This is a genomic window from Undibacterium sp. GrIS 1.2 (assembly GCF_040544435.1).
Taxonomy (GTDB): domain Bacteria; phylum Pseudomonadota; class Gammaproteobacteria; order Burkholderiales; family Burkholderiaceae_D; genus Undibacterium.
In genome coordinates this window covers 1-18682 of the sequence record NZ_JBEONP010000064.1, presented here as the reverse complement: position 1 = coordinate 18682, position 18682 = coordinate 1, and the positions used below count along the sequence as shown (strand labels likewise).

The following is an 18682-nucleotide window of genomic DNA, read 5'->3' as shown; positions in this document are numbered from 1 at the left end:
TGCCTCGGCTATCGAACGCCGTTTGAGGTTTTTTATAATTTGGATATACTCCCCCTAAAACTTACCTCCCGTTGCTCTTCGTAGCTGAATCCGCCGCCTTATTGTCCAATGATTACTTGGACGACTTAAATATACTAATGGGGAGTAATCTGGTTTCAAGATGCGTTTGGCAAGCAAAGAATACCGTGCACACTTGAAGATTGATTTTATTTCCATCTGATGAAAACTATTTTGAAATGACGAGTCAGACCGACGATAAGCTAGTTTCTGTTGACGAGCAAAGTACAGAGCCGCAAGCAGGACAAGGGGTGATTGAGCAAGCATTCATATCAACATCGCCATCAAACCCGTTAAACGCAGCAAACGGCTTGCCTCATTATTGCAAAACCGAGTTACAAGATTTCTGGCGATTTATTAAACGTCCTACCCGGCGTTTGAGACCATCATCAAATGCCGGAGGACGCTGGCAGAGGCTAGCTTTTTTTCTGTTCCTAAGTGTGTTGTTCTACATCGTTTATATGTTCACGATAGGATGGGCAATTGATGCACTGACGAGTATTACCTCGGATTTAGATTTCTCTAATTTAAAATTATTTGCCTTTGCCGCATTGATCATGGCACCCATTTTGGAGGAACTAATTTTCCGTCTTGGGCTAAGAAATGCGACCTACACCTTATTTTTCGGACCTATCTTAGTGACGATTTTTTCGGGCAGTTTTTTCGTCACGCTGGGATTGACGGCTGTGATCGTTTTAATGGCGTTGGTGTTTGAAATTCAAGAACGCTATAGAGCTAGAAATGGAAAATCGGGGCATAATTTTTATCTGGGACGCCAGTTTATCCAGGCTTACCCTAAAGTATTTTGGCTATATGCATTTGCTTTTTCGTTCGTACATATTGCCAACCACAGCTTTGACGATGCCTCAGGGTTTCTGGTAATTTTTGCTGTTATTCCACAACTAGTATTGGGCATTTTTCTTAGCTACTTACGCTTACGTGATGGCATTACCAGCGCGATGAGCCTGCATTTTTTGAACAATCTGCTGGCCGCTAGTCTGATTTTTATTTCGCCAGATTCTTAAGCGAAAATCTCAATCGACCTCAGACTTAATGATGGCGATTAGTCTGCCTTATTTGTTTTCCTTGCTTCCCTTGCTTTCCAATCCGCACGCGATATTGCATACGTAGCCACGTCCATCTCGTTCCAGCGCTCAATGCCGCGGTACTGCATGCCAAGTTTTTTCATGACATTGGCAGACCCGATATTCTTCTGATCGCAGACGGCAAACAGTGAGTCGCCACCGATCTGATCAAAGGCAAATGCTGCCATCCGCTGCGCTGCCTCGGACGCAAAACCTTGTCCCCACTTATTTTGCCGCAGGCGCCAGCCAATTTCTAAAGGATTTGCCGGATCACGTCCCAAATACTGTATGCATCCAGCACCGATAAGCTCATTAGTCTCCTGCTCAATAAAACTCCACCAGGAAAATCCGAATTCTATCCAGCGTGCTTTGATGCGCTCAATCATCGCGATTGTTTCTTCACGGGTCTCGGGTTTGCCGGTGATATAGCGCATGACTTCTGGATCGCTATTAAGGCGAAAAAGACCATCAAGGTGCTCATCATTAAAAGGTTCAAGACGTAGGCGTTGGGTGTGCAATAGGCTCATGTGAAGACAATCATCGGAGGTGATAAAGTTTTTCAGACGCATTGCCGACTCAGCCATCATGAATCGAGATTAGTAATGCGACGTAATATTAAAAATTGATCATAAATTTATCACGACAATTGTGGCGTGAATTCACTACATTGTTGTTTTGGTCGCTTTGGGGGACTTTTGACCGTACATGCAAGCCTCGACTTTTGTCTCCTCTAGTAATGAAGACACAAGCTTTGGTATATCATCACTCATAGCCTTTGACTGTGCATTACAGCGATACCAGTCTGACTCTTCCAACTGATCGACGCTATAGCCAACTCATGAACCCAAAATTGTCTGATCATAAAACCGATCGTAACGACGATCGTTGCCAGAACTTGTTAGCGCTATATCGTACAAGTCTGACTAATATTGCTCGACACCTTCCGCTCTCTCAAATTTTGATACAGATCATCACCGGTATTGAGGCGCAATATTCTCAGACCATGGGGGCGATCTTTGTGACGGGTGACACCGGCCAGCCGATGGAGCTTGTGACTGGCCCCAGTTTGCCACAAGAGTTTTTGTTATCTGTCAGTACCGTCGTTGTCGATAGCAGCGAGATACACGCCTCTGAACATGAATTTGAGCCTGAGCCTAAATCTGAATCGGTCGATCCGCGCATTGCTGGCAGCGTGTTTTGGAGCCAGCTTCAAGTGCTGGCAGTACGGCATGATCTGCGCATTGATGTTTCTATGCCGATTGTGAGTGCACACCATACACTGCTTGGCGTATTTGTTTTGTTTTCCCGGCCTGGCGAGACATTACCCCCAGGGGATCGCACCATCGTGGCCGAGCTTGCCAGTGTGTTGGCAATTGCGATTGAACGTCATCATGACCAGTTAAAACTATTGATGGCCGAGCAGGCAACGCGCCATAGCGAAGTCAGTATGAGTCGCATGGCCTTGGCGATTGAAGGCAGTGCGACTGGTGTCTGGGATCGTAATCTGCAGACTGGAGAAATCCATTATTCATCAGGATGGAAAGCCCTGATCGGTTACACCGATACAGAAATATCGAATCGTATTGAAGACAGCTATCTGCGGGTTCACCCAGATGATCTGGCCTATGTACAGGCAAGCATCCGGGCACATTTTGAAGGCAAGACCGATAGCTATGCGGTCGAACACAGGCTGCGTTGCAAAAACGGCAGTTACATCTGGGTCGCCAGTCGTGGCAAAATCGTGCAGCGTGATCCCGATGGCAGACCGCTGCACATGATGGGTACGACCACCGATATCACGACCATGCGTGTGCTATCGGATCGCTTGCAACAAAGCGTTGATCTGGTGACTTGTTTGACGAACGAAGTGTCGGGGCTCGCTTACCAATATCAGCGCTCGTCTGATGGTGCCGAGCGATTTTCTTATGTCAGTGAAGGCATCAAAGATATCTACGAACTGTCGCCTGACCAGATGAGCGAGGCAGCAGCGCTGATCCATCAATTGGTTTACCCCGACGATCTCGCCGCTTATTGCACCAGTATTGCTGTGTCGGCGCAGAATTTGCAGCCGCTACATTTAGAATTCAGAGTTAATTTACCGCAACAAGGTTTGCGCTGGCGACAGATGGATGCCCGTCCGCGTCGCTTGCTTGATGGCGGCACGCTGTGGCACGGTTTTGTCACCGACGTGACCGAGCACAAACGCATACAGATGGAGTTACAAGAGCATGCCACGATTGATTTCTTGACCCAGATACCTAATCGCCGCTATTTCATGGGGCGGATGGAGGAAGAGCTGGCACGGCTGCAACGTGCTGCCACCAAACCCTCTGCCGTGCTCATGTTTGACCTTGATCATTTTAAAAACATCAATGATCGTCACGGCCATGCTGCCGGTGATCTGGTACTCAAACATTTCGCCAATATTTTGCGCGACGAGCTCCGCAAGAGCGACGTCGCAGGCAGAGTCGGCGGAGAAGAGTTCGCGGTCGTTTTATCTGGGGCTGATGTACATGACGCCAATATCTTTGCACAGCGGGTCCAAAAGCAATTGCTGGAGACCCCGTTCAACGCCAACAACCAGATGATTCCCGTCACTGTCAGCATCGGCATTGCCATGATGTCTGACACCGACACAAGCCCCGACGCCGCCTTATCCCGCAGCGATATGGCACTGTATCGCGCCAAAGAAAGCGGCCGGAATCGTATCACCATCGCTGCGCAATGATGTTGGCGATTGATCTGCAAAATTGGCTCTAAATTACTATACTCCCCTTATTTTTTAATGAAACTGGCTAATTGTCCAGATTTTAATTGGACATCTTGCATATACATGGTGGGAGTATTTATTTTTTCTCTATGCGGATATACGGTATTTCGAGGGAATTGGATGTCAGTCAGTCTTAGGTGAGTCTGGGTTGCCGCACTAAGAAATACGGCTATTTGATGTTACCTCTTACCCAGTTAATTTCGCTTAAGCTGATTGCCTAAATATGCCGCAATTTTGGTTTCGCAATTCACGATGCCTTCTGTCGATAAATCAAATTTTCCGATTAAATCATCGAAGGTGCCAAACAGATATTTTTCTTCTGGGAGGATTGCAACCAGATTATTGCTGGTATTTTTGTCTGCTACCTGCGTGACATTAAACGACTGGAAATAAAGCGTCTTGTAGGTGTGTGCGTCGACCAATCGCGCCGCCATGACCACCCAAGGCGCATAACTGCTTTTGAGCAGAGGACTTGAATAGCCGACCGGTCCATAATTAACAAACAAAATTGCATCGGCATCTGTCTGCACTTTTGAGAAATCCAGTGTCTTTTTATCTTCCATCAAGATAGGCCGTTGCTTATCCAGATAAACGGTTTCGTAACCACTTTGGCTTAGTTCTTTCTCTAGCGCAGCCAGCATCTCGGGCACAAACGTGATGCCTTTGGCTTTCATCAATTCAAGATATTGCGCTTGCTGAGATCCATTTTTTGCACTCTCAGCACCGCCTTCGAGCAAGGCAGGCAGAAGACCGCCGATTCGCTGTCCTACCGCTATCGCCATGTTGGCATTTTTTACGGTGATTCTCTGCGATGGCGTAATGCGCAGAATCGCAATTTTCTTCAGGTCCGGATTGCTAGCGGCATCAAAACTGATTTTTTCAGTCACATCGGCCAACGCTAGCGAGGGGGATGCCACAAGCAGAGCAAATGTAATAGTCAGCAACCGGCGAAATAACTGATGCGTCATTGGACGTCTTTCTAAGATATAAGTGTTAAAGGGCTTTCATCAATTGAGAAAACTCTAAGAGGCAGCAGATTTTTCGCTGACAAGATTCTTCATCTCGAAAGCATGTGTTTTTACTTCGTTGATGAATCGATCCGCAATAAGCTTACGCCGACCGACAAGATAGTGCAAATGTGACGGTGACGACTTAATAGCCAATCAGCTTTTCTACAACATTGTTCATTGCTCAGTGATGTTCTGTCTTGAAGTGAATCAACAAACTATCTAACGCTGGCCGGATTTTTTTACTGGATAAAACCTGAAATGAGTCTTCGTGCTTTATCAGCTTAGGTAGGTTTCTTTTCAGCTCTGGTTGGCATTTTTCTAAATCCTTTGTTAAGGTAAGGATTCGCTCATTTTAAAACGATCCCAAGATGCCTTTTGCCATGAAATTTTTAAAAAATTTTCACACACCGACAGCTCATCGGTTGTTCTATTTTTTGTTGATGCTGAGTATCTGCCTGACTTTGTCGATACAGCCGGCTCGCGCGCAGTCCGTTGCATTTACTTTCGACGATGGTCCTAAGGTTGCCGGTACGCCTATATTGTCTGCTGTCGAGCGCAATCAGGCACTACTTAATGCGCTGGCTAAACATGGAGTGAAAGCTGCACTGTTTGTCACCGCGGCAAATGGGGCAAATCAGCCTGCAGGCTATGCGCTAGCCAAAGCATGGGGTGATGCTGGACATGCGATCGGCAATCACACGATGACGCATCCTGATCTGCATAACAACAAACTCAGTCTGATGGAATATCAGCAAGAGATTCTTGACTGTGATCGAATCATCAGCACGCTGCCCGGTTACCAGAAATGGTTTCGCTACACGTATTTGCGCGAAGGCAATACACCAGAAAAACGCGATGGCATGCGGGCTTTTTTAAAACTCCATGGATACCGGAACGCGTATGTCAGTCTTGATACCAGCGATTGGCGGCTAGATGACAAACTCATCGAGGTACTAGATAAAAATCCGCAAGCCGATCTTAGCGATATCAAGCAAGCCTACCTCAGCCATATACGTCAGCGTGCACTCGCCTATCGTGCGCTGTCACAGCAATTGCAAGGGCGTGATATTCCGCAGGTCATCCTGTTACACCACAATCTGATCAATGCATTGTGGCTCTCTGATGTGATTACACAATTTAAAGAAATGGGCTGGAGTATTGTCACGCCGGCGACGGCATTCGCAGACCCGGTGTATCAGCTGATGCCAGATCGCCCGGCGCCCGGTCAGAGTTTGTTGTTGTCAATGGCAAGGTCTTTAGGGCTAGGTAAGTTTGATGGCTGGATGCGGCTGGTCGATGACGGTGATACAGAGATCGAGGCGTTGAAGGCGCAGGGTTTGTAAGTTGATGTTGGTATTGCTTATTATCGCTGCGCCGGAATAACGGATGGACGTAACATGCGATTGTTAGATTTGTCAGACTTGTCAGGCGTAAAAAAGCCGTATCAGGCAATGCGTGATACGGCTTTTTATTATTTCAATAATTAAAAAAACTATCTCTTAAATTTCGCTTCAGCAATCCGGTCTGCTACTACGCTAGTCGCCAAACCTTCTGCATCGGCGCGGGCAAATACTTCTGCCAAGGTATCGCCAATACGACGTACATGAGCATCCATACCGTCTTCTGGTGTGTTCAGATATTCGTAGCAGACCTTGATGATGCCACCAGCATTGATGACAAAATCAGGTGCGTACAAAATCCCTTTTTGACGGCAAGCTTCACCCATGTCGGCAGTGGCTAACTGGTTGTTGGCAGCGCCAGCTACGATAGTCGCTTTCAGGCGTGACAAGGTGTCTGGATTTAAAGTCGCACCCAATGCGCAAGGGGCGTAGATGTCGGCCTGCACATCGTAGATCGCGTCGATGCCAACGATTTCTGCGCCTAATTCTTCCTGAGCGCGATGCAATGCGGCCTGATCGATATCTGCCACGATCAGTTTAGCGCCAGCCTCATGCAGGCGACGGGCGTAGTCGTAACCGACATGACCCAGACCTTGCAAAGCCACAACCAGACCTTCCATGCTGTCGCGTTTCAGTTGATGCTTGACAGCAGCTTGCGCACCGACGAAACAGCCCAGAGCAGTAAATGGTGACGGATCGCCACGGTCACCCAAGCCTGCAACGAACTTGGTTTTTTTAGCGACGTTTGCCATATCGGCTGGGCTAGTGCCCACATCTTCTGCTGTGACATAACGGCCGCCAAGGCGCTCAAGGGCTTCGCCCAAGGCTTCAAACAGGGCAGGGGTTTTGTCTGCTTTTGGATCGCCGATGATGACGCTTTTGCCGCCGCCGATAGGCAAGCTAGCAACCGCGTTTTTATATGTCATGCCGCGTGACAGACGCAATACGTCATTAATGGCCGCGGCTTCGTTGTCGTAGTTCCACATACGGCAACCGCCCATTGCTGGGCCTAAATTCGTGTTGTGAACCGCAATAATGGCGCGTAGGCCAGATTTGGGTTCGGAGGCAAAAACCACTTGTTCGTGGTCATCAAAATTGAGTTCGTTAAATACAAAAGCGGTCATGCTTATGGCTCCGATCGGTCATGCATCGCTCATTCCGATAAGAATGGGGATGACGTGCCGCAAAAATGGTGATTAAGAAATAAAAAATAAGTACAAAATAAGGGCAAAAATACAGCATGTCATCGGCGGCTATGTGGTGCTGCCGATGACAAAAGGCGGTGATTGTGTCACGCGGGTGGAAGTATAGGGGATAGGGGGTGGAAACTCAAATTGCTGACGGGCGACTATTTAGGAATCTTGCTCAAATCCATGAAAAGCATATTCCATCTATGCCCGTCAGGATCACAAAAACCGCAGCCATACATGAATCCATTGGACTCCTTAGGCTCGGCGAATATCGTTCCGCCCGCCAATGTGACGCGATGCGCCATATCATTGACCTGTTCCCGGCTGGTGGCACCTAAGGAAAATAAGACTTCAGTACCCTTACTGGTGTCGCAGAGACCATTGCTGGTGAAGCCAGAAAACATCTCTTGAACGAAGAGCATCAAGACTACTTTCTTATCGCCAATGGTGAAGCTGGCAGAATGTTCGCTATTTCCTGGCCCCGGATTGCGCGTAAAACCAATTTCAGTGAAGAACGCAGCCGACTTGGCGAGATCTTTCACCGGTAGATTTAACCAGATATCTTGTGTCATGTGTCGGTTCCTCGGGTTTGTACGTGGATGATGTAGGGCAGATATAGCCTACCTGAATCGGGAGTTGCGGTCAGTGAGCGGCCATCGATTAGCGACCACTATTCAGTGACTAACATTAACTGTGTTCGGCACGGTATAGCAAGGAGTAACGACCTCCTGCTACGCCTGGCTCGTCCTCCAGAATACCAATTTTGTTCATGCCGATTTTCTCCAGCACGCGTATGGACGGCGTGTTGAGTGGCCGGACTAAGGCAGAAATATCTGGAGCATTTAAATCTGCAAATGCGTATCGTAAAGTTTCAGTAGCGAACTCGGTTGCATACCCGTTGCCCCAAGAATCTACTCCGAATCTATAGCCAAGATTTAAGGTATCTTTATCGCCATACATCTTGAAAGCCAAGCCACCATAGCCAATAATTTTTTCAGGCTGATCAGCGCTTGAGATTGCCCACTGGCCGAACCCATGTTGCTCCCAATGTGTGATCCATGTGGCTAATACGGTTTTAGCCTGGTCAAGATTTGGATATGGTCCGTGCGGGTTGTAAGCATTCGTTCGTGGATCGCCATAAATAGCAAAGAGATTTTCGGCATCGTCTGCAACTGGGCGCCGTAAGAGTAAACGTGATGTTCTCATTGGGTGTGGTGTTTGAAGGGTAAAGTATTGTGATGATCATTTTGAATATTAATCGTCACAAAAAGTCAGAGTCACTTTTGGTCTGAAAAGCCAGATGTAACATAGATCAAATCGCTTATGCCTTAAAAAGAGAAGCAAATTGATAAAATAATTTTAGAGATTAATTTATATTCTATCAATGAAATTTTAAAAAATGAAATAATCTCCGTTCATCGATGAAAGTCAGTTGATCACCGCAATTTACCCCTAACAACATGGCGTGTATGATTCCCGCATGAACTTACCTACTCACTCCGCTGATGACTCGAATAATTCGGGTGATGCAGCGTCTTTCACTAGCGTTTCCCCGGAGTCGCCTTCAGCAACCGATAACACTTTATCCGAGGCAGCAGAACCGGATGACTTACCCGAACCAATGTTGCCGCCTTACGAGGGGGTGTCCTTAAAGAACGTCTTCGTGATCACTACTGTCGCAATGGCTGAGCAGGCGCGCATTGCTTTAATGGCAGCGGATGTGCTGGGCTTTGATACGGAGTCGCGCCCGACTTTTGTTAAAGGTCAACATTCTAGCGGGCCGCATTTGATACAGCTGGCGACCGATACGCAGGCGTTTTTATTTCCGGTTTTGGATTCGCTTTATTTAGAGCCGGCCAAACAGGCGCTGGAAGCCAGTCATATATTAAAAGTAGGTTTTGGTCTGGGTGACGATCAGAGCCGTTTGCGTTCTCGTCTGGGGATCGCGCCACAAAATGTGCTTGATCTGTCGCGTGCAATGCGTAAGAAAAAGGGTAGTGACATGGGCGCGAAGTCGGCTGTGGCCTTGTTCTTCGGGACGAAGCTACAAAAGTCGAAAAAGATATCCACCTCAAACTGGTCATTAGCGCCATTGACTGAGCGCCAAATCAAGTATGCCGCAGATGATGCCCAAGTGGCTTTGCTGACTTACCGACATTGGTTGGCATTGCAGTCGTAGTCAATGCCTTAATCGACACTATTTTTTATTATTATTCAGTATGTTTATGCCGCGAGTGCTGCTTCGCTTCGACTAATTTGAGGCGTATGCGGGGCAGCCTTGCTTTGCAGCCTCAGAGCCAGCTCTTGCGTATATTTTGCCTGTGCCTTAACGCAAAAGCCGCCGGAATAGGGATTCATAAAACCGTGGTTAGTATTAGGGGCTAACTCCACTAAAAGTTCTGCTGTTTTGTTCTGGCGCAACTGATGTAGGAGTTTTGCAGGATCAAACGCGGCTTCCCGTTCGGCCAAAATCAATCGGGTGGGGCAGAGCGCTTGCAGATGTGTGTATTCGCGTATGCGTGATCCATAAAATAAGTGTGCCGAAGCTATTTTTCTGGCTAAGCTGCTAGCAGCAACCATCCACAATGCGCTGGCGCCAACACTAAAGCCGATGACGTCGAGCTTATTTTCTGGATTATGTGCTGAATTTTGTTCCGCATTATGTTCGGCGTTATGTTTAGCCTCAAACTGCTGCTCTTCTAAAAGAGCGATGATCTTTTCTACATAGCGCGTCAATCCGCCTTGCGCAATAAACGCTTGATAAGCGACTTGCTCTGAACGGAAATCACTTTGCTCGTCATCAAAAGGTGAGATCACCAGACAATCTTGTCCCAGACTACGAACCAGGCTTGCCAGCGCCGGGGTTTTGCCAAAGACATCTGTGGCGATTAATACAGTCATAAATTTTAAACAGCTTTGGCAGCAGGTATTGTTTGCAATGAGCGTTTGCGCTCGGCTTGCAGTTGACTCGCGATGAGTCCCTGAGTGCCAATTTGAGAAGCAAAATAAGAAAGAGGCGCAGACTACTGGACTCGTCTTAAAACCACAAGTGTTTATTCAAGTCTATATTGAAGTTGTGACATCAGTGCTCGTCTATATTTGCACTGATTTTTGCACTGAGTTACGGCGAATTTGGCAAGTCAAACACAAAAAATGTGTCATTCCTGGCCGGGTTAAAAATTATCCTCATTGAGTGATTGACACCACGATCTGGTCTGGTAATACTCCGTTACATTTTGTTGAACTTCTGAAACATAAGAGGTTCACACCAGACAGTCAAAATCAATAATCAAAAGCTACTACTCTAGGGAGATTCTTCTATGTTGCGTCAAACGCTGATCGTCATTGCACTCGCCTCAACTCTTGTCACGGCTTGCAGCAAGAACGATAAAAATGGAAAAGATGATGCAGCTAAAGCTAGTGCAAGTGCAAAGGCCAGCGCTAGCTCCAGCAATAGCTCTGGCACGGCTGAGCAAAGTCGTTTGCGGATTTCCCCCGAAGATATGTTGTTGATACAAAATAGCGCCTTGTCTTCTGGCCCAGTGATTACCGGCTCCGTCCAGCCAGAGCGCAAAGCGGATTTGCGTGCTGAGTTATCCGCAGTCGTTTTGCAGGTGCTAAAAGAAAATGGCGAAGTCGTAAAACGGGGTGATTTGCTGGTGCGCCTGGATGATACCTCGATCCGCGACAGCCAGCATTCTGCAGAAGAAGCGGCGCGGGCATCTGCGCAATCGTTTGATCAGGCGGAGCGCCAGTTTCAACGTTTAAAAACTTTGCGCGCGTCTGGCATGGTATCGACCCAATCTCTAGAAGATGCCGAAATCCGCCGTAACAATGCGCAGAGCGATCTGGTCGCGGCAAAGGCCAAAGTAGTTCAGGCCAAACAGCAAATGCAACGTACAGAAGTGCGCGCCCCATTTGACGGCATCGTCAGCGAGCGCAAAGTGTCTGCCGGTGACACAGCTCAGATCGGTAAAGAATTAATGAAGGTCATTGACCCGACCAGCATGCGACTGGAAGGCCTGGTGTCTGCCGATAAAGTGAATGAAGTCAAAATCGGCCAGGCAGTCATTTTCCATATGAATGGCTACGGTGACCAAGAGTTCAGCGGAATAGTAAAGCGGGTTGATACCGCCGCCAACCCGACTACGCGTCAGGTTGAGGTATTGGTTGCATTGACTGGCGAAACGCAGCCACGTGTCTCAGGTCTGTATGCAGAGGGTCGTATCGAGGCCGGTAGCACTCAAACGATGATGATTCAACGTTCTGCCTTGGTCTTGGATGGCGACAAAGCCTATGCTTGGCAGATTAAAGATGGCGCAATTAAAAAAGTCAGCCTGATCTTGGGTACCCGTGATCCACGTCATGGTGATTATGAAATCCGCTCTGGCTTAGCCGTTGGCGACAACGTCATCCGCAGTCCTTTATCTACATTGAGTGACGGTCAAAAGGTTGACCTGATTGCTGCACCAGCGAGTGTAGAGCTAAAACCTGGCGTAACCGCTGCGTCAACTGTGGCTGCAAGCGCGGCTACCGCGTCGGCTAAAGTGACGGAGAAATAATATGTTCTTATCTGACTTCAGTATTAAACGTCCGATCGCGATGATCGTGATTATTGTCGGTTTGATGTGCGTCGGTTTGCTGGCGCTGAAAAAACTCAAGGTCAACGAGCGCCCTAATGTAGAAATTCCTGCTTTGATTGTGTCCTTCCCTTATCCGGGTGCATCGCCGGAATCGGTCGAACGCGAGATTATCAATCGGGTAGAAAAGTCACTGCAAAGTATTTCTGGTGTAGACAATATCGACTCTACTGCCAACGAAGGTAGTGCCACTATCGTGCTGGGATTTACATTTACCAAAAATATGATCGAGGCAGCGGAAGAGGTACGCAACGCGATTGGCGCAGTCCGCTACAAGTTGCCGACGGAAATGCGCGAGCCGATTTTGCAGCGGATCGATCCGAATGCACAGCCTATAATGCAATTGGCCTTGTCCTCCAGCACCTTAAACCATGCTGAGATATCGCGGATGGCAGAAGATCAGTTGGCAGATAAATTTCGCGCCATTGATGGCGTCTCTGTGGTCACGGTAAATGGGTCTTTAAAACGTGAGCTGAGTATTTTGCTGCGTGCACAAAAAATGCGCGAGTACAACGTTTCCGCAGCAGAGGTCGTTAGCGCTTTACGTAACCAAAACACCACTGCACCGGTAGGTAAAGTCCGCGGCAAACTCAATGAAGAAAGCATCCGTCTGATTGGCCGTATTGAGTCGCCTGCCGAGTTTGAACAAATCGTGATCAAGCAGCGCGGTAGCGAGGTCGTCAGACTGGCGCAAGTCGCCACGATTAAAGATGATTTTGCAGAAATCAACGGCTTTAGTATCCGCAACGGCAATGCCAACGTTGGTCTTGCCATCACTCGCTCACGCGATGCCAGTACGGTGAGCGTAGCGAATAAGATCCGTGATCTGACTACCGAGATCAGCAAGACTCTGCCTGCCGGTACCAAGTTTGAAGTGACCCAGGACGGTGGAAAAAACGCCGAGAACAGTCTGAACAACGTGATCGATTCACTGATGTTTGGTGCGGTCTTAACGATTTTTGTGGTGTATGTATTTTTAAATTCCTGGCGCTCTACCTTGATCACGGCGCTCAGCTTACCGACCTCGGTAATTGCTGCTTTTATTGCGATCTGGCTGTGCGGCTTTACTTTAAATTTTATGACTTTACTGGGTCTGTCGCTAGCGGTCGGGGTCCTGATTGATGATGCCATTGTGGTACGCGAAAATATCGTCAGGCATATGGAGATGGGATCAGACCGGCGCACCGCTGCGCTCAACGGCACCAGTGAAATTGGTCTTGCCGTTGCCGCGACCACATTCTCTATCATTGCCGTATTTATCCCTGTGGCGTTTATGCCGGGTGTCTCTGGCGAATGGTTCCGCCCATTCGCATTAACTGTGACCAGTTCCGTTCTGGTCAGTCTCTTTATCTCCTTTACGCTGGACCCGATGTTGTCGGCGTATTGGGGTGATCCTATCGGTCACCATGAAAAACCGAAGACAGGATTGAGTCTGCAACTCGCCAAATTTAATACTTGGTTTGATCATCAGGCTGATCGTTATGGTCGCATCATTGCCTGGGCTTTACATCACCGCATCTGGATGGCGTTGATCGCTATTATGAGTTTGGTACTGGCAATTGGCTTGTTCGGAAAATACGGCGGTACCAGTTTTTTCCCTGCCTCTGACAACGGTACGATCATCATTAATGTACGTACACCATCGAGCTCCAGTATTGATTATGCCCGCTTAAAAGTAGAAGCCGCAGCGACACTGGCACGCACGATTAAAGAGACAGTTGCCACCAACAGCAATGTTAATTCAGCCGGTGGACGTGTGTATGTGGATATCGGCAAAAGTACGCTGCGCAAACGATCTGCAGTTGAAATCGGTGCCGAACTGCGTAAGCTAGTTGGTAGCCTGATCGGTGCAGAATATGTCGTGCAAGAAGACTTGAGCAATGGCGGCGGTAAGCCTGTTCAGATCAATTTTTACGGTACAGATTCTCGTAAATTGCTCCAGATTACCGGTGACTTTATTGAGAAATTACGCGCAGTCAATGGCGCGGTCGACGTCGGCTTGTCTGAGCAAGATCCTAAGGATGAATTGCAGATTGAACTCAATCGTGGCTTTGCCAATGCCCTGGGGATTTCTGTCAACGACACCGCACAAGCTTTGCGTGTAGCGTTTGCCGGGGTTGAGGTAGGCGACTGGGTAGATCCCACTGGCGAGGCGCGTGACGTGGCAGTGCGTTTGCATCCAGATGACAGAGTCAGTGCCGAAAACATCGAGCATTTGCCGGTAGCAGTCAGCGGTAGCGACAAGATGGTGCCACTCGACCAGATCGCTAAAATCACAATGGGTAAAGGACCGGCCAAGATCGAGCACTCCAACGGCAAACGGACGATTACCGTATCTGCCAATACACAAGGGCGCTCGCCTGGTGAAGTCACGACGGATGCCTTGGCGATTGCGAAAGCGATTAACTTCCCGCCGGGCTTTGGCTTGGAGTTAACTGGCTCGACCAAAGATCAGAAAGAATTATTCACCGAAATGATCACCGCTCTGATCATGGGAATCGGCTTGATGTATCTGATATTAGTCATGCAATTTGGCTCTTTCACCGCACCCTTGGCCGTGATGTTGTCACTCCCTTTAAGCTTGATCGGCGTCATGATTGCACTGCTATTGACCCACTCCACCATTAATCTGATGAGCTTAATCGGCATCATTATGCTGATGGGGCTGGTCGCAAAAAATGCCATCTTGTTGCTGGACTGCGCCCGCAAACGTGAGCAAGAAGGGTCCGGTGACGATAGAGAAGCCTCATTAATGTACGCAGGCCGTATGCGTTTGCGTCCTATTTTGATGACGACATTTGCCCTGATCGCAGGCATGTTGCCGGTGGCGATCGGCATGGGCGAGGGCGGTGAGTTTTATCGTCCGCTAGCGATTTCTATCATCGGCGGCACGATCACTTCCACCTTGCTGACCTTATTGGTGGTGCCGACTTTCTACGACAGCATTGAGATCGCACGCGACCGCATGTTTGCTAAGTTTGCGGATAGAAATAGTCGCTGGAATCCCTTATTGGCCTTTTTTGTCACGCTGATCGAAGCGATTTTGACGCTGACAATGTTGCGGTTTGTATTTCGCCTTTTTGTTAAACCTACCCGCTCAAGTCAGACGTAAATTGACTGCCTATCGGGAGTGCTGATGGCGGTACCTGGTTCGATCGTTCTTGCTAGAACGATCGTTTTCATGCTGGTCTGCTACTAATATTTGGTTCGGGGTCTGAAGCGCTGTAGGCTGGGCTGAAAATTAACCGGAAACTATGGTTTGGTGACTTAGACGCATTAAATGATGCAATTAGAAAATTCATTTATCGTTGGGATTCTGCAAATTGACAATAATAGTAAGTTGAGAAAATTGATATTCGCAGAGCGTGGGCTTATCGGCGTCAAAAATATCTAGCCTTCCGCAGACGACTATGAATTAGGTTTTTCAATCACAGCTTCGTAACACCTCCAAGGTCAGCTAAGGATATACGGTAGGTTGTCATAACAAAACATCTATTAATGTAATCCGTGATCTGCCTGCCAGCAGATATCGCCGGAAAAACATCGCTTAGGTTTTGTGATTCTTACGACCGCTTTGACGCTAGCCAATTTTTAAAATGGCTGGTGGTTTTTTGTGCTAAATGGTCTCTGATTTGAAATGTGAATGCCTATTTCATGCGTGTTCGTATTCAGTCTGTGTCATCGCATTTCCGAACCTTTTGTATGATCGCGGCCAGCTCTTTGACAGCCGCTACTATTTGTGATGGCTGCAGTTGTGCATAGCCCAAGATTAGTCCATTACAGCGCGTCGTACCCTCTTCAACAGCGTGTACGCTCATTGGTTGAGCTACAATTCCCTTCTGCAGTGCATGCGAACTAACCAAAACGTCTGACACTGAGTTATCCAAATAAAGAATTAGGTGCATGCCTGCCGATTCACCATAAACCCGACCTATTGAACCAACGTGGGTTTCAAGTGCTATGCAGAGGGTGTTACGTCGTTGTCGATACAGCCGTCGCATACGGCGCAGATGCATTGCGAACTGGCCACTGAGCAAAAATTCTGCCAACGCTAATTGATCAGCAACCCGACCTCTTGGTATGGATTGCTCCAGCAATTGTGTTAGCGTTTCTACCATGCTCGTGGGCACGACCATGAAACCGATACGCAGGGCGGGGAACATCGTCTTACTGAATGTGCCTAAGTAAATCACTGGTGCATTGTGCGTCAAGCCCTGCATTGCCGACAGTGGAGGACCATCGTGCCGGAATTCGCTATCGTAGTCATCCTCGATAATTAGGGCGCCGGCCGCCTTAGCGCTATCGATAAGCGCTATGCGTCGTCCTACGCTCAACACGCTGCCCGTTGGATATTGGTGCGATGGTGTGACGTAAATAAGTTTGGGTGGATGGTCGACCCAATCGGCGGCAGAAGGTGCAATGCCGTCAGAATCAATCGAAATCGCATGTAGTCGCAACTCGGCCGCGCGAAACGCGACCAGTGCACCTTTGTAACCAGGATTTTCTATCCACACCAAGTCGCCCGCGTCGGCAAATGCGCGCGCGCACAGATCTAAGCTCGCCTGCGTGCCGTCGGTGATAAATATTTGCGTTGCGTCACATGCGGCACCACGTGAGACGCGCAAGTGATCCGCAATCGCCTTGCGTAGCTGCAAATCTCCCGCTACGTCTGCATAATTTAATTGTGCGGATATGATTGAGCGCCAAGCTCGGTCCAATAAGCGGCGCCAGGTTCCGATTGGGAAATCTGCTAGAGAGGGTACGCCGGGCGCAAATGCACAACTCATGTTGGAACCAGGTATCGGAGAAGAGATTTTTGCGCGTCGCGATAGTCTAGAGTAGGTATAGGTAGCGGCCTTAGTCGTTTGCGAGGTTGCGACGCCAATATCTGCCACGACCGTACCGCGTCGATCAGAGCGAACGTAACCCTCTGTCGCTAATTGTTCATAGGCGTATAAGGCTGTGTTACGAGCCAAGCCCATATCAGCTGCGAGCTGCCGAGTACTTGGCAGCCGCATTCCAGCACTGAGATTGCCATTTCGAATCGCCGTGCGCAGGCATTCATGCAACAAGCGTTGACGTGACCAATTGAGATCGTGATGTTCTTTCGAAAAATTTGCGATCAGTAATGCGTAATCCACTATTGGATCCAAAATTTAATGCATACTTGGATCTATTTTTAGAGCCAATATTTCATTATATTGTATGTTCACATTACTTTTTGGGAACCAAGATTATGGCTGCGCAAACTGACACACCACCCAGCGAGCGCACTCGCGTGCGTCGCCTTGCCGAGCTGGCGAATTACGAGCACAGCACTTTATATGCGATCGTCGACTCTGCATATCTGTGTCACATCGCGTTTTACGACGAGAAAGGATCGCATTGCATTCCAACTGCATGTTGGCGTCAAGGTAATCATCTCTATATTCATGGCTCGAATGGTGGGCGATTACTCAAATTGCTATCTGGCGATGTGCAGGTATGTGTCGCGATTACTCACCTCGACGGACTAGTACTTGCACGTTCTGCCTTCAACCATTCCATGAACTACCGCTCCGCAGTGATTTATGGCAACTTTGAGCGCGTGACGAGCGAAACAGATAAACGTGGCGCTTTAGATGCATTCATGGATAAGCTGGCGCTTGGTCGACGGGACGAGGTTCGCCCCGGTAGCAATAAAGAATTTGCGGCAACGACGGTAATGCGTATCTCGCTTGAAGAGTCTGCGGCGAAAGTAAGGGAAGGTGGGCCGATCGATGATGAGGAAGATATGTCGATTCCGGTATGGGCTGGAATTTTGCCATTTATACGAACGCAGTCGCCTCCGATTACCGATCAAGCCGTGATAGTTGAAGCACCGTTATATGTGCGTCAATGGAGCGAAATAAGAGCTAATTTTTCAGCTGATTAGCAAGCAAAGATAAGCGGATGATTTATCGCAATACTTTTGTCTGTAGGCTAGTATGAAATTACAGTATTTCATCCGTTGATTCTAGAATCTTATTTAGCTTACTTCCTGCAACTAAACGTCCGGCTCGGGCAAAGCCATCTGATACATCAAGGTATGTTGCATCCAATTACCACCAAACTTCAATTCCTTCGATTCTTTATTTGTCTGCCAGTTGCTAAGCACCGAGAAAACATTCATTCGTATTGATGATTCACTTGTTTCTTATGAGATCATATTTCAAATTGGTTGATGGTTTACTGCCCAATTGGTGGTTGATTTGACTTGCGGAGGGGCGGCTCATTCCTGGGTCAATCATTGACCTTTTTCATACTAATATCCAATTGCTGACGAATCACCATATGAAGTTGAGTGTGGTATTCGGGCATTGGATTTCTATCTTTTACCAGAATGTTATTTTTAGATGAGAATATACTGTAAGAGAGTATTTGTTAAGAGGCCATATAACGCGAAGACGATTAGACGGCGGATTCAGCTACGAAGAGCAACGGGAGGTAAGTTTTAGTGGGAGTATATCCAAATTATAAAAAACCTCAAACGGCGTTCGATAGCCGAGGCA

At 48.0% G+C, this 18682-nt stretch carries 14 protein-coding genes; 7 read left to right on the top strand and 7 right to left on the bottom strand.

Annotation, left to right across the window (positions count from 1 at the left end; genetic code table 11):
* The first annotated feature begins 236 nt into the window (after window positions 1-236).
* The gene (locus AAKU61_RS19745; RefSeq protein WP_354335041.1) at window positions 237-1082 is read left to right on the top strand and encodes a CPBP family glutamic-type intramembrane protease; all 846 of its coding nucleotides are present in this window, start codon (window positions 237-239) and stop codon (window positions 1080-1082) included.
* Window positions 1083-1120: 38 nt separating this feature from the next.
* Here AAKU61_RS19745 and AAKU61_RS19740 read toward each other — a convergent pair whose 3' ends face one another.
* Complete coding sequence (locus tag AAKU61_RS19740) at window positions 1121-1726, bottom strand: GNAT family N-acetyltransferase (protein ID WP_354335040.1); 606 nt, start codon at window positions 1724-1726, stop codon at window positions 1121-1123.
* Between the two features lie 254 nt (window positions 1727-1980).
* On the opposite strand from AAKU61_RS19740, the gene AAKU61_RS19735 reads away from it, so the two are divergent.
* A complete protein-coding gene (locus AAKU61_RS19735) occupies window positions 1981-3870 on the top strand; it encodes a diguanylate cyclase (protein WP_354335038.1) in 1890 nt (629 codons plus the stop codon).
* A 236-nt stretch (window positions 3871-4106) separates the two neighbouring features.
* Here AAKU61_RS19735 and AAKU61_RS19730 read toward each other — a convergent pair whose 3' ends face one another.
* Window positions 4107-4880, bottom strand: coding sequence for a hypothetical protein (locus tag AAKU61_RS19730; RefSeq protein WP_354335037.1), 774 nt, complete (start codon window positions 4878-4880; stop codon window positions 4107-4109).
* A gap of 422 nt (window positions 4881-5302) precedes the next feature.
* Between AAKU61_RS19730 and AAKU61_RS19725 the strand changes: the two genes are divergently transcribed.
* Window positions 5303-6265, top strand: coding sequence for a polysaccharide deacetylase family protein (locus tag AAKU61_RS19725; protein ID WP_354335035.1), 963 nt, complete (start codon window positions 5303-5305; stop codon window positions 6263-6265).
* A gap of 149 nt (window positions 6266-6414) precedes the next feature.
* On the opposite strand, the gene AAKU61_RS19720 is transcribed toward AAKU61_RS19725, so the two are convergent.
* The 3 genes from AAKU61_RS19720 to AAKU61_RS19710 all read right to left on the bottom strand — a co-directional run bounded on the left by AAKU61_RS19720 (window position 6415) and on the right by AAKU61_RS19710 (window position 8718).
* Window positions 6415-7446 carry a Leu/Phe/Val dehydrogenase gene (locus tag AAKU61_RS19720; RefSeq protein WP_354335033.1) on the bottom strand — a complete coding sequence of 344 codons (1032 nt, stop codon included), beginning with the start codon at window positions 7444-7446 and terminating at the stop codon, window positions 6415-6417.
* 224 nt (window positions 7447-7670) lie between these two features.
* Complete coding sequence (locus AAKU61_RS19715; RefSeq protein WP_354335031.1) at window positions 7671-8084, bottom strand: VOC family protein; 414 nt, start codon at window positions 8082-8084, stop codon at window positions 7671-7673.
* A gap of 115 nt (window positions 8085-8199) precedes the next feature.
* A complete protein-coding gene (locus tag AAKU61_RS19710) occupies window positions 8200-8718 on the bottom strand; it encodes a GNAT family N-acetyltransferase (protein WP_354335029.1) in 519 nt (172 codons plus the stop codon).
* Between the two features lie 274 nt (window positions 8719-8992).
* Here AAKU61_RS19710 and AAKU61_RS19705 point away from each other — a divergent pair, with 274 nt between their 5' ends.
* Window positions 8993-9691, top strand: coding sequence for a 3'-5' exonuclease (locus tag AAKU61_RS19705; protein WP_354335027.1), 699 nt, complete (start codon window positions 8993-8995; stop codon window positions 9689-9691).
* 44 nt (window positions 9692-9735) lie between these two features.
* Here AAKU61_RS19705 and AAKU61_RS19700 read toward each other — a convergent pair whose 3' ends face one another.
* Window positions 9736-10413 carry a dienelactone hydrolase family protein gene (locus tag AAKU61_RS19700; protein WP_354335025.1) on the bottom strand — a complete coding sequence of 226 codons (678 nt, stop codon included), beginning with the start codon at window positions 10411-10413 and terminating at the stop codon, window positions 9736-9738.
* A gap of 419 nt (window positions 10414-10832) precedes the next feature.
* Between AAKU61_RS19700 and AAKU61_RS19695 the strand changes: the two genes are divergently transcribed.
* Both AAKU61_RS19695 and AAKU61_RS19690 read left to right on the top strand, forming a co-directional pair.
* Window positions 10833-12074, top strand: a complete 1242-nt coding sequence (locus tag AAKU61_RS19695) for an efflux RND transporter periplasmic adaptor subunit (protein WP_354335023.1) — start codon at window positions 10833-10835, stop codon at window positions 12072-12074.
* A 1-nt stretch (window position 12075) separates the two neighbouring features.
* A complete protein-coding gene (locus AAKU61_RS19690; RefSeq protein WP_354335022.1) occupies window positions 12076-15264 on the top strand; it encodes an efflux RND transporter permease subunit in 3189 nt (1062 codons plus the stop codon).
* Window positions 15265-15820: 556 nt separating this feature from the next.
* Here AAKU61_RS19690 and pdxR read toward each other — a convergent pair.
* The gene (gene pdxR / locus AAKU61_RS19685; protein WP_354335020.1) at window positions 15821-17293 is read right to left on the bottom strand and encodes a MocR-like pyridoxine biosynthesis transcription factor PdxR; all 1473 of its coding nucleotides are present in this window, start codon (window positions 17291-17293) and stop codon (window positions 15821-15823) included.
* Between the two features lie 95 nt (window positions 17294-17388).
* Between pdxR and AAKU61_RS19680 the strand changes: the two genes are divergently transcribed.
* Window positions 17389-18066, top strand: a complete 678-nt coding sequence (locus AAKU61_RS19680; protein WP_354335018.1) for a pyridoxamine 5'-phosphate oxidase family protein — start codon at window positions 17389-17391, stop codon at window positions 18064-18066.
* Window positions 18067-18682: the final 616 nt, after the last annotated feature.

Excerpts from the sequence above, each read along its gene's own strand:
- AAKU61_RS19745 (WP_354335041.1), top strand. The coding sequence starts at position 237 with ATGACGAGTCAGACCGACGATAAGCTAGTTTCTGTTGACGAGCAAAGT.
- AAKU61_RS19740 (WP_354335040.1), bottom strand. The coding sequence starts at position 1,726 with ATGGCTGAGTCGGCAATGCGTCTGAAAAACTTTATCACCTCCGATGAT.
- AAKU61_RS19735 (WP_354335038.1), top strand. The coding sequence starts at position 1,981 with ATGAACCCAAAATTGTCTGATCATAAAACCGATCGTAACGACGATCGT.
- AAKU61_RS19730 (WP_354335037.1), bottom strand. The coding sequence starts at position 4,880 with ATGACGCATCAGTTATTTCGCCGGTTGCTGACTATTACATTTGCTCTG.
- AAKU61_RS19725 (WP_354335035.1), top strand. The coding sequence starts at position 5,303 with ATGAAATTTTTAAAAAATTTTCACACACCGACAGCTCATCGGTTGTTC.
- AAKU61_RS19720 (WP_354335033.1), bottom strand. The coding sequence starts at position 7,446 with ATGACCGCTTTTGTATTTAACGAACTCAATTTTGATGACCACGAACAA.
- AAKU61_RS19715 (WP_354335031.1), bottom strand. The coding sequence starts at position 8,084 with ATGACACAAGATATCTGGTTAAATCTACCGGTGAAAGATCTCGCCAAG.
- AAKU61_RS19710 (WP_354335029.1), bottom strand. The coding sequence starts at position 8,718 with ATGAGAACATCACGTTTACTCTTACGGCGCCCAGTTGCAGACGATGCC.
- AAKU61_RS19705 (WP_354335027.1), top strand. The coding sequence starts at position 8,993 with ATGAACTTACCTACTCACTCCGCTGATGACTCGAATAATTCGGGTGAT.
- AAKU61_RS19700 (WP_354335025.1), bottom strand. The coding sequence starts at position 10,413 with ATGACTGTATTAATCGCCACAGATGTCTTTGGCAAAACCCCGGCGCTG.
- AAKU61_RS19695 (WP_354335023.1), top strand. The coding sequence starts at position 10,833 with ATGTTGCGTCAAACGCTGATCGTCATTGCACTCGCCTCAACTCTTGTC.
- AAKU61_RS19690 (WP_354335022.1), top strand. The coding sequence starts at position 12,076 with ATGTTCTTATCTGACTTCAGTATTAAACGTCCGATCGCGATGATCGTG.
- AAKU61_RS19680 (WP_354335018.1), top strand. The coding sequence starts at position 17,389 with ATGGCTGCGCAAACTGACACACCACCCAGCGAGCGCACTCGCGTGCGT.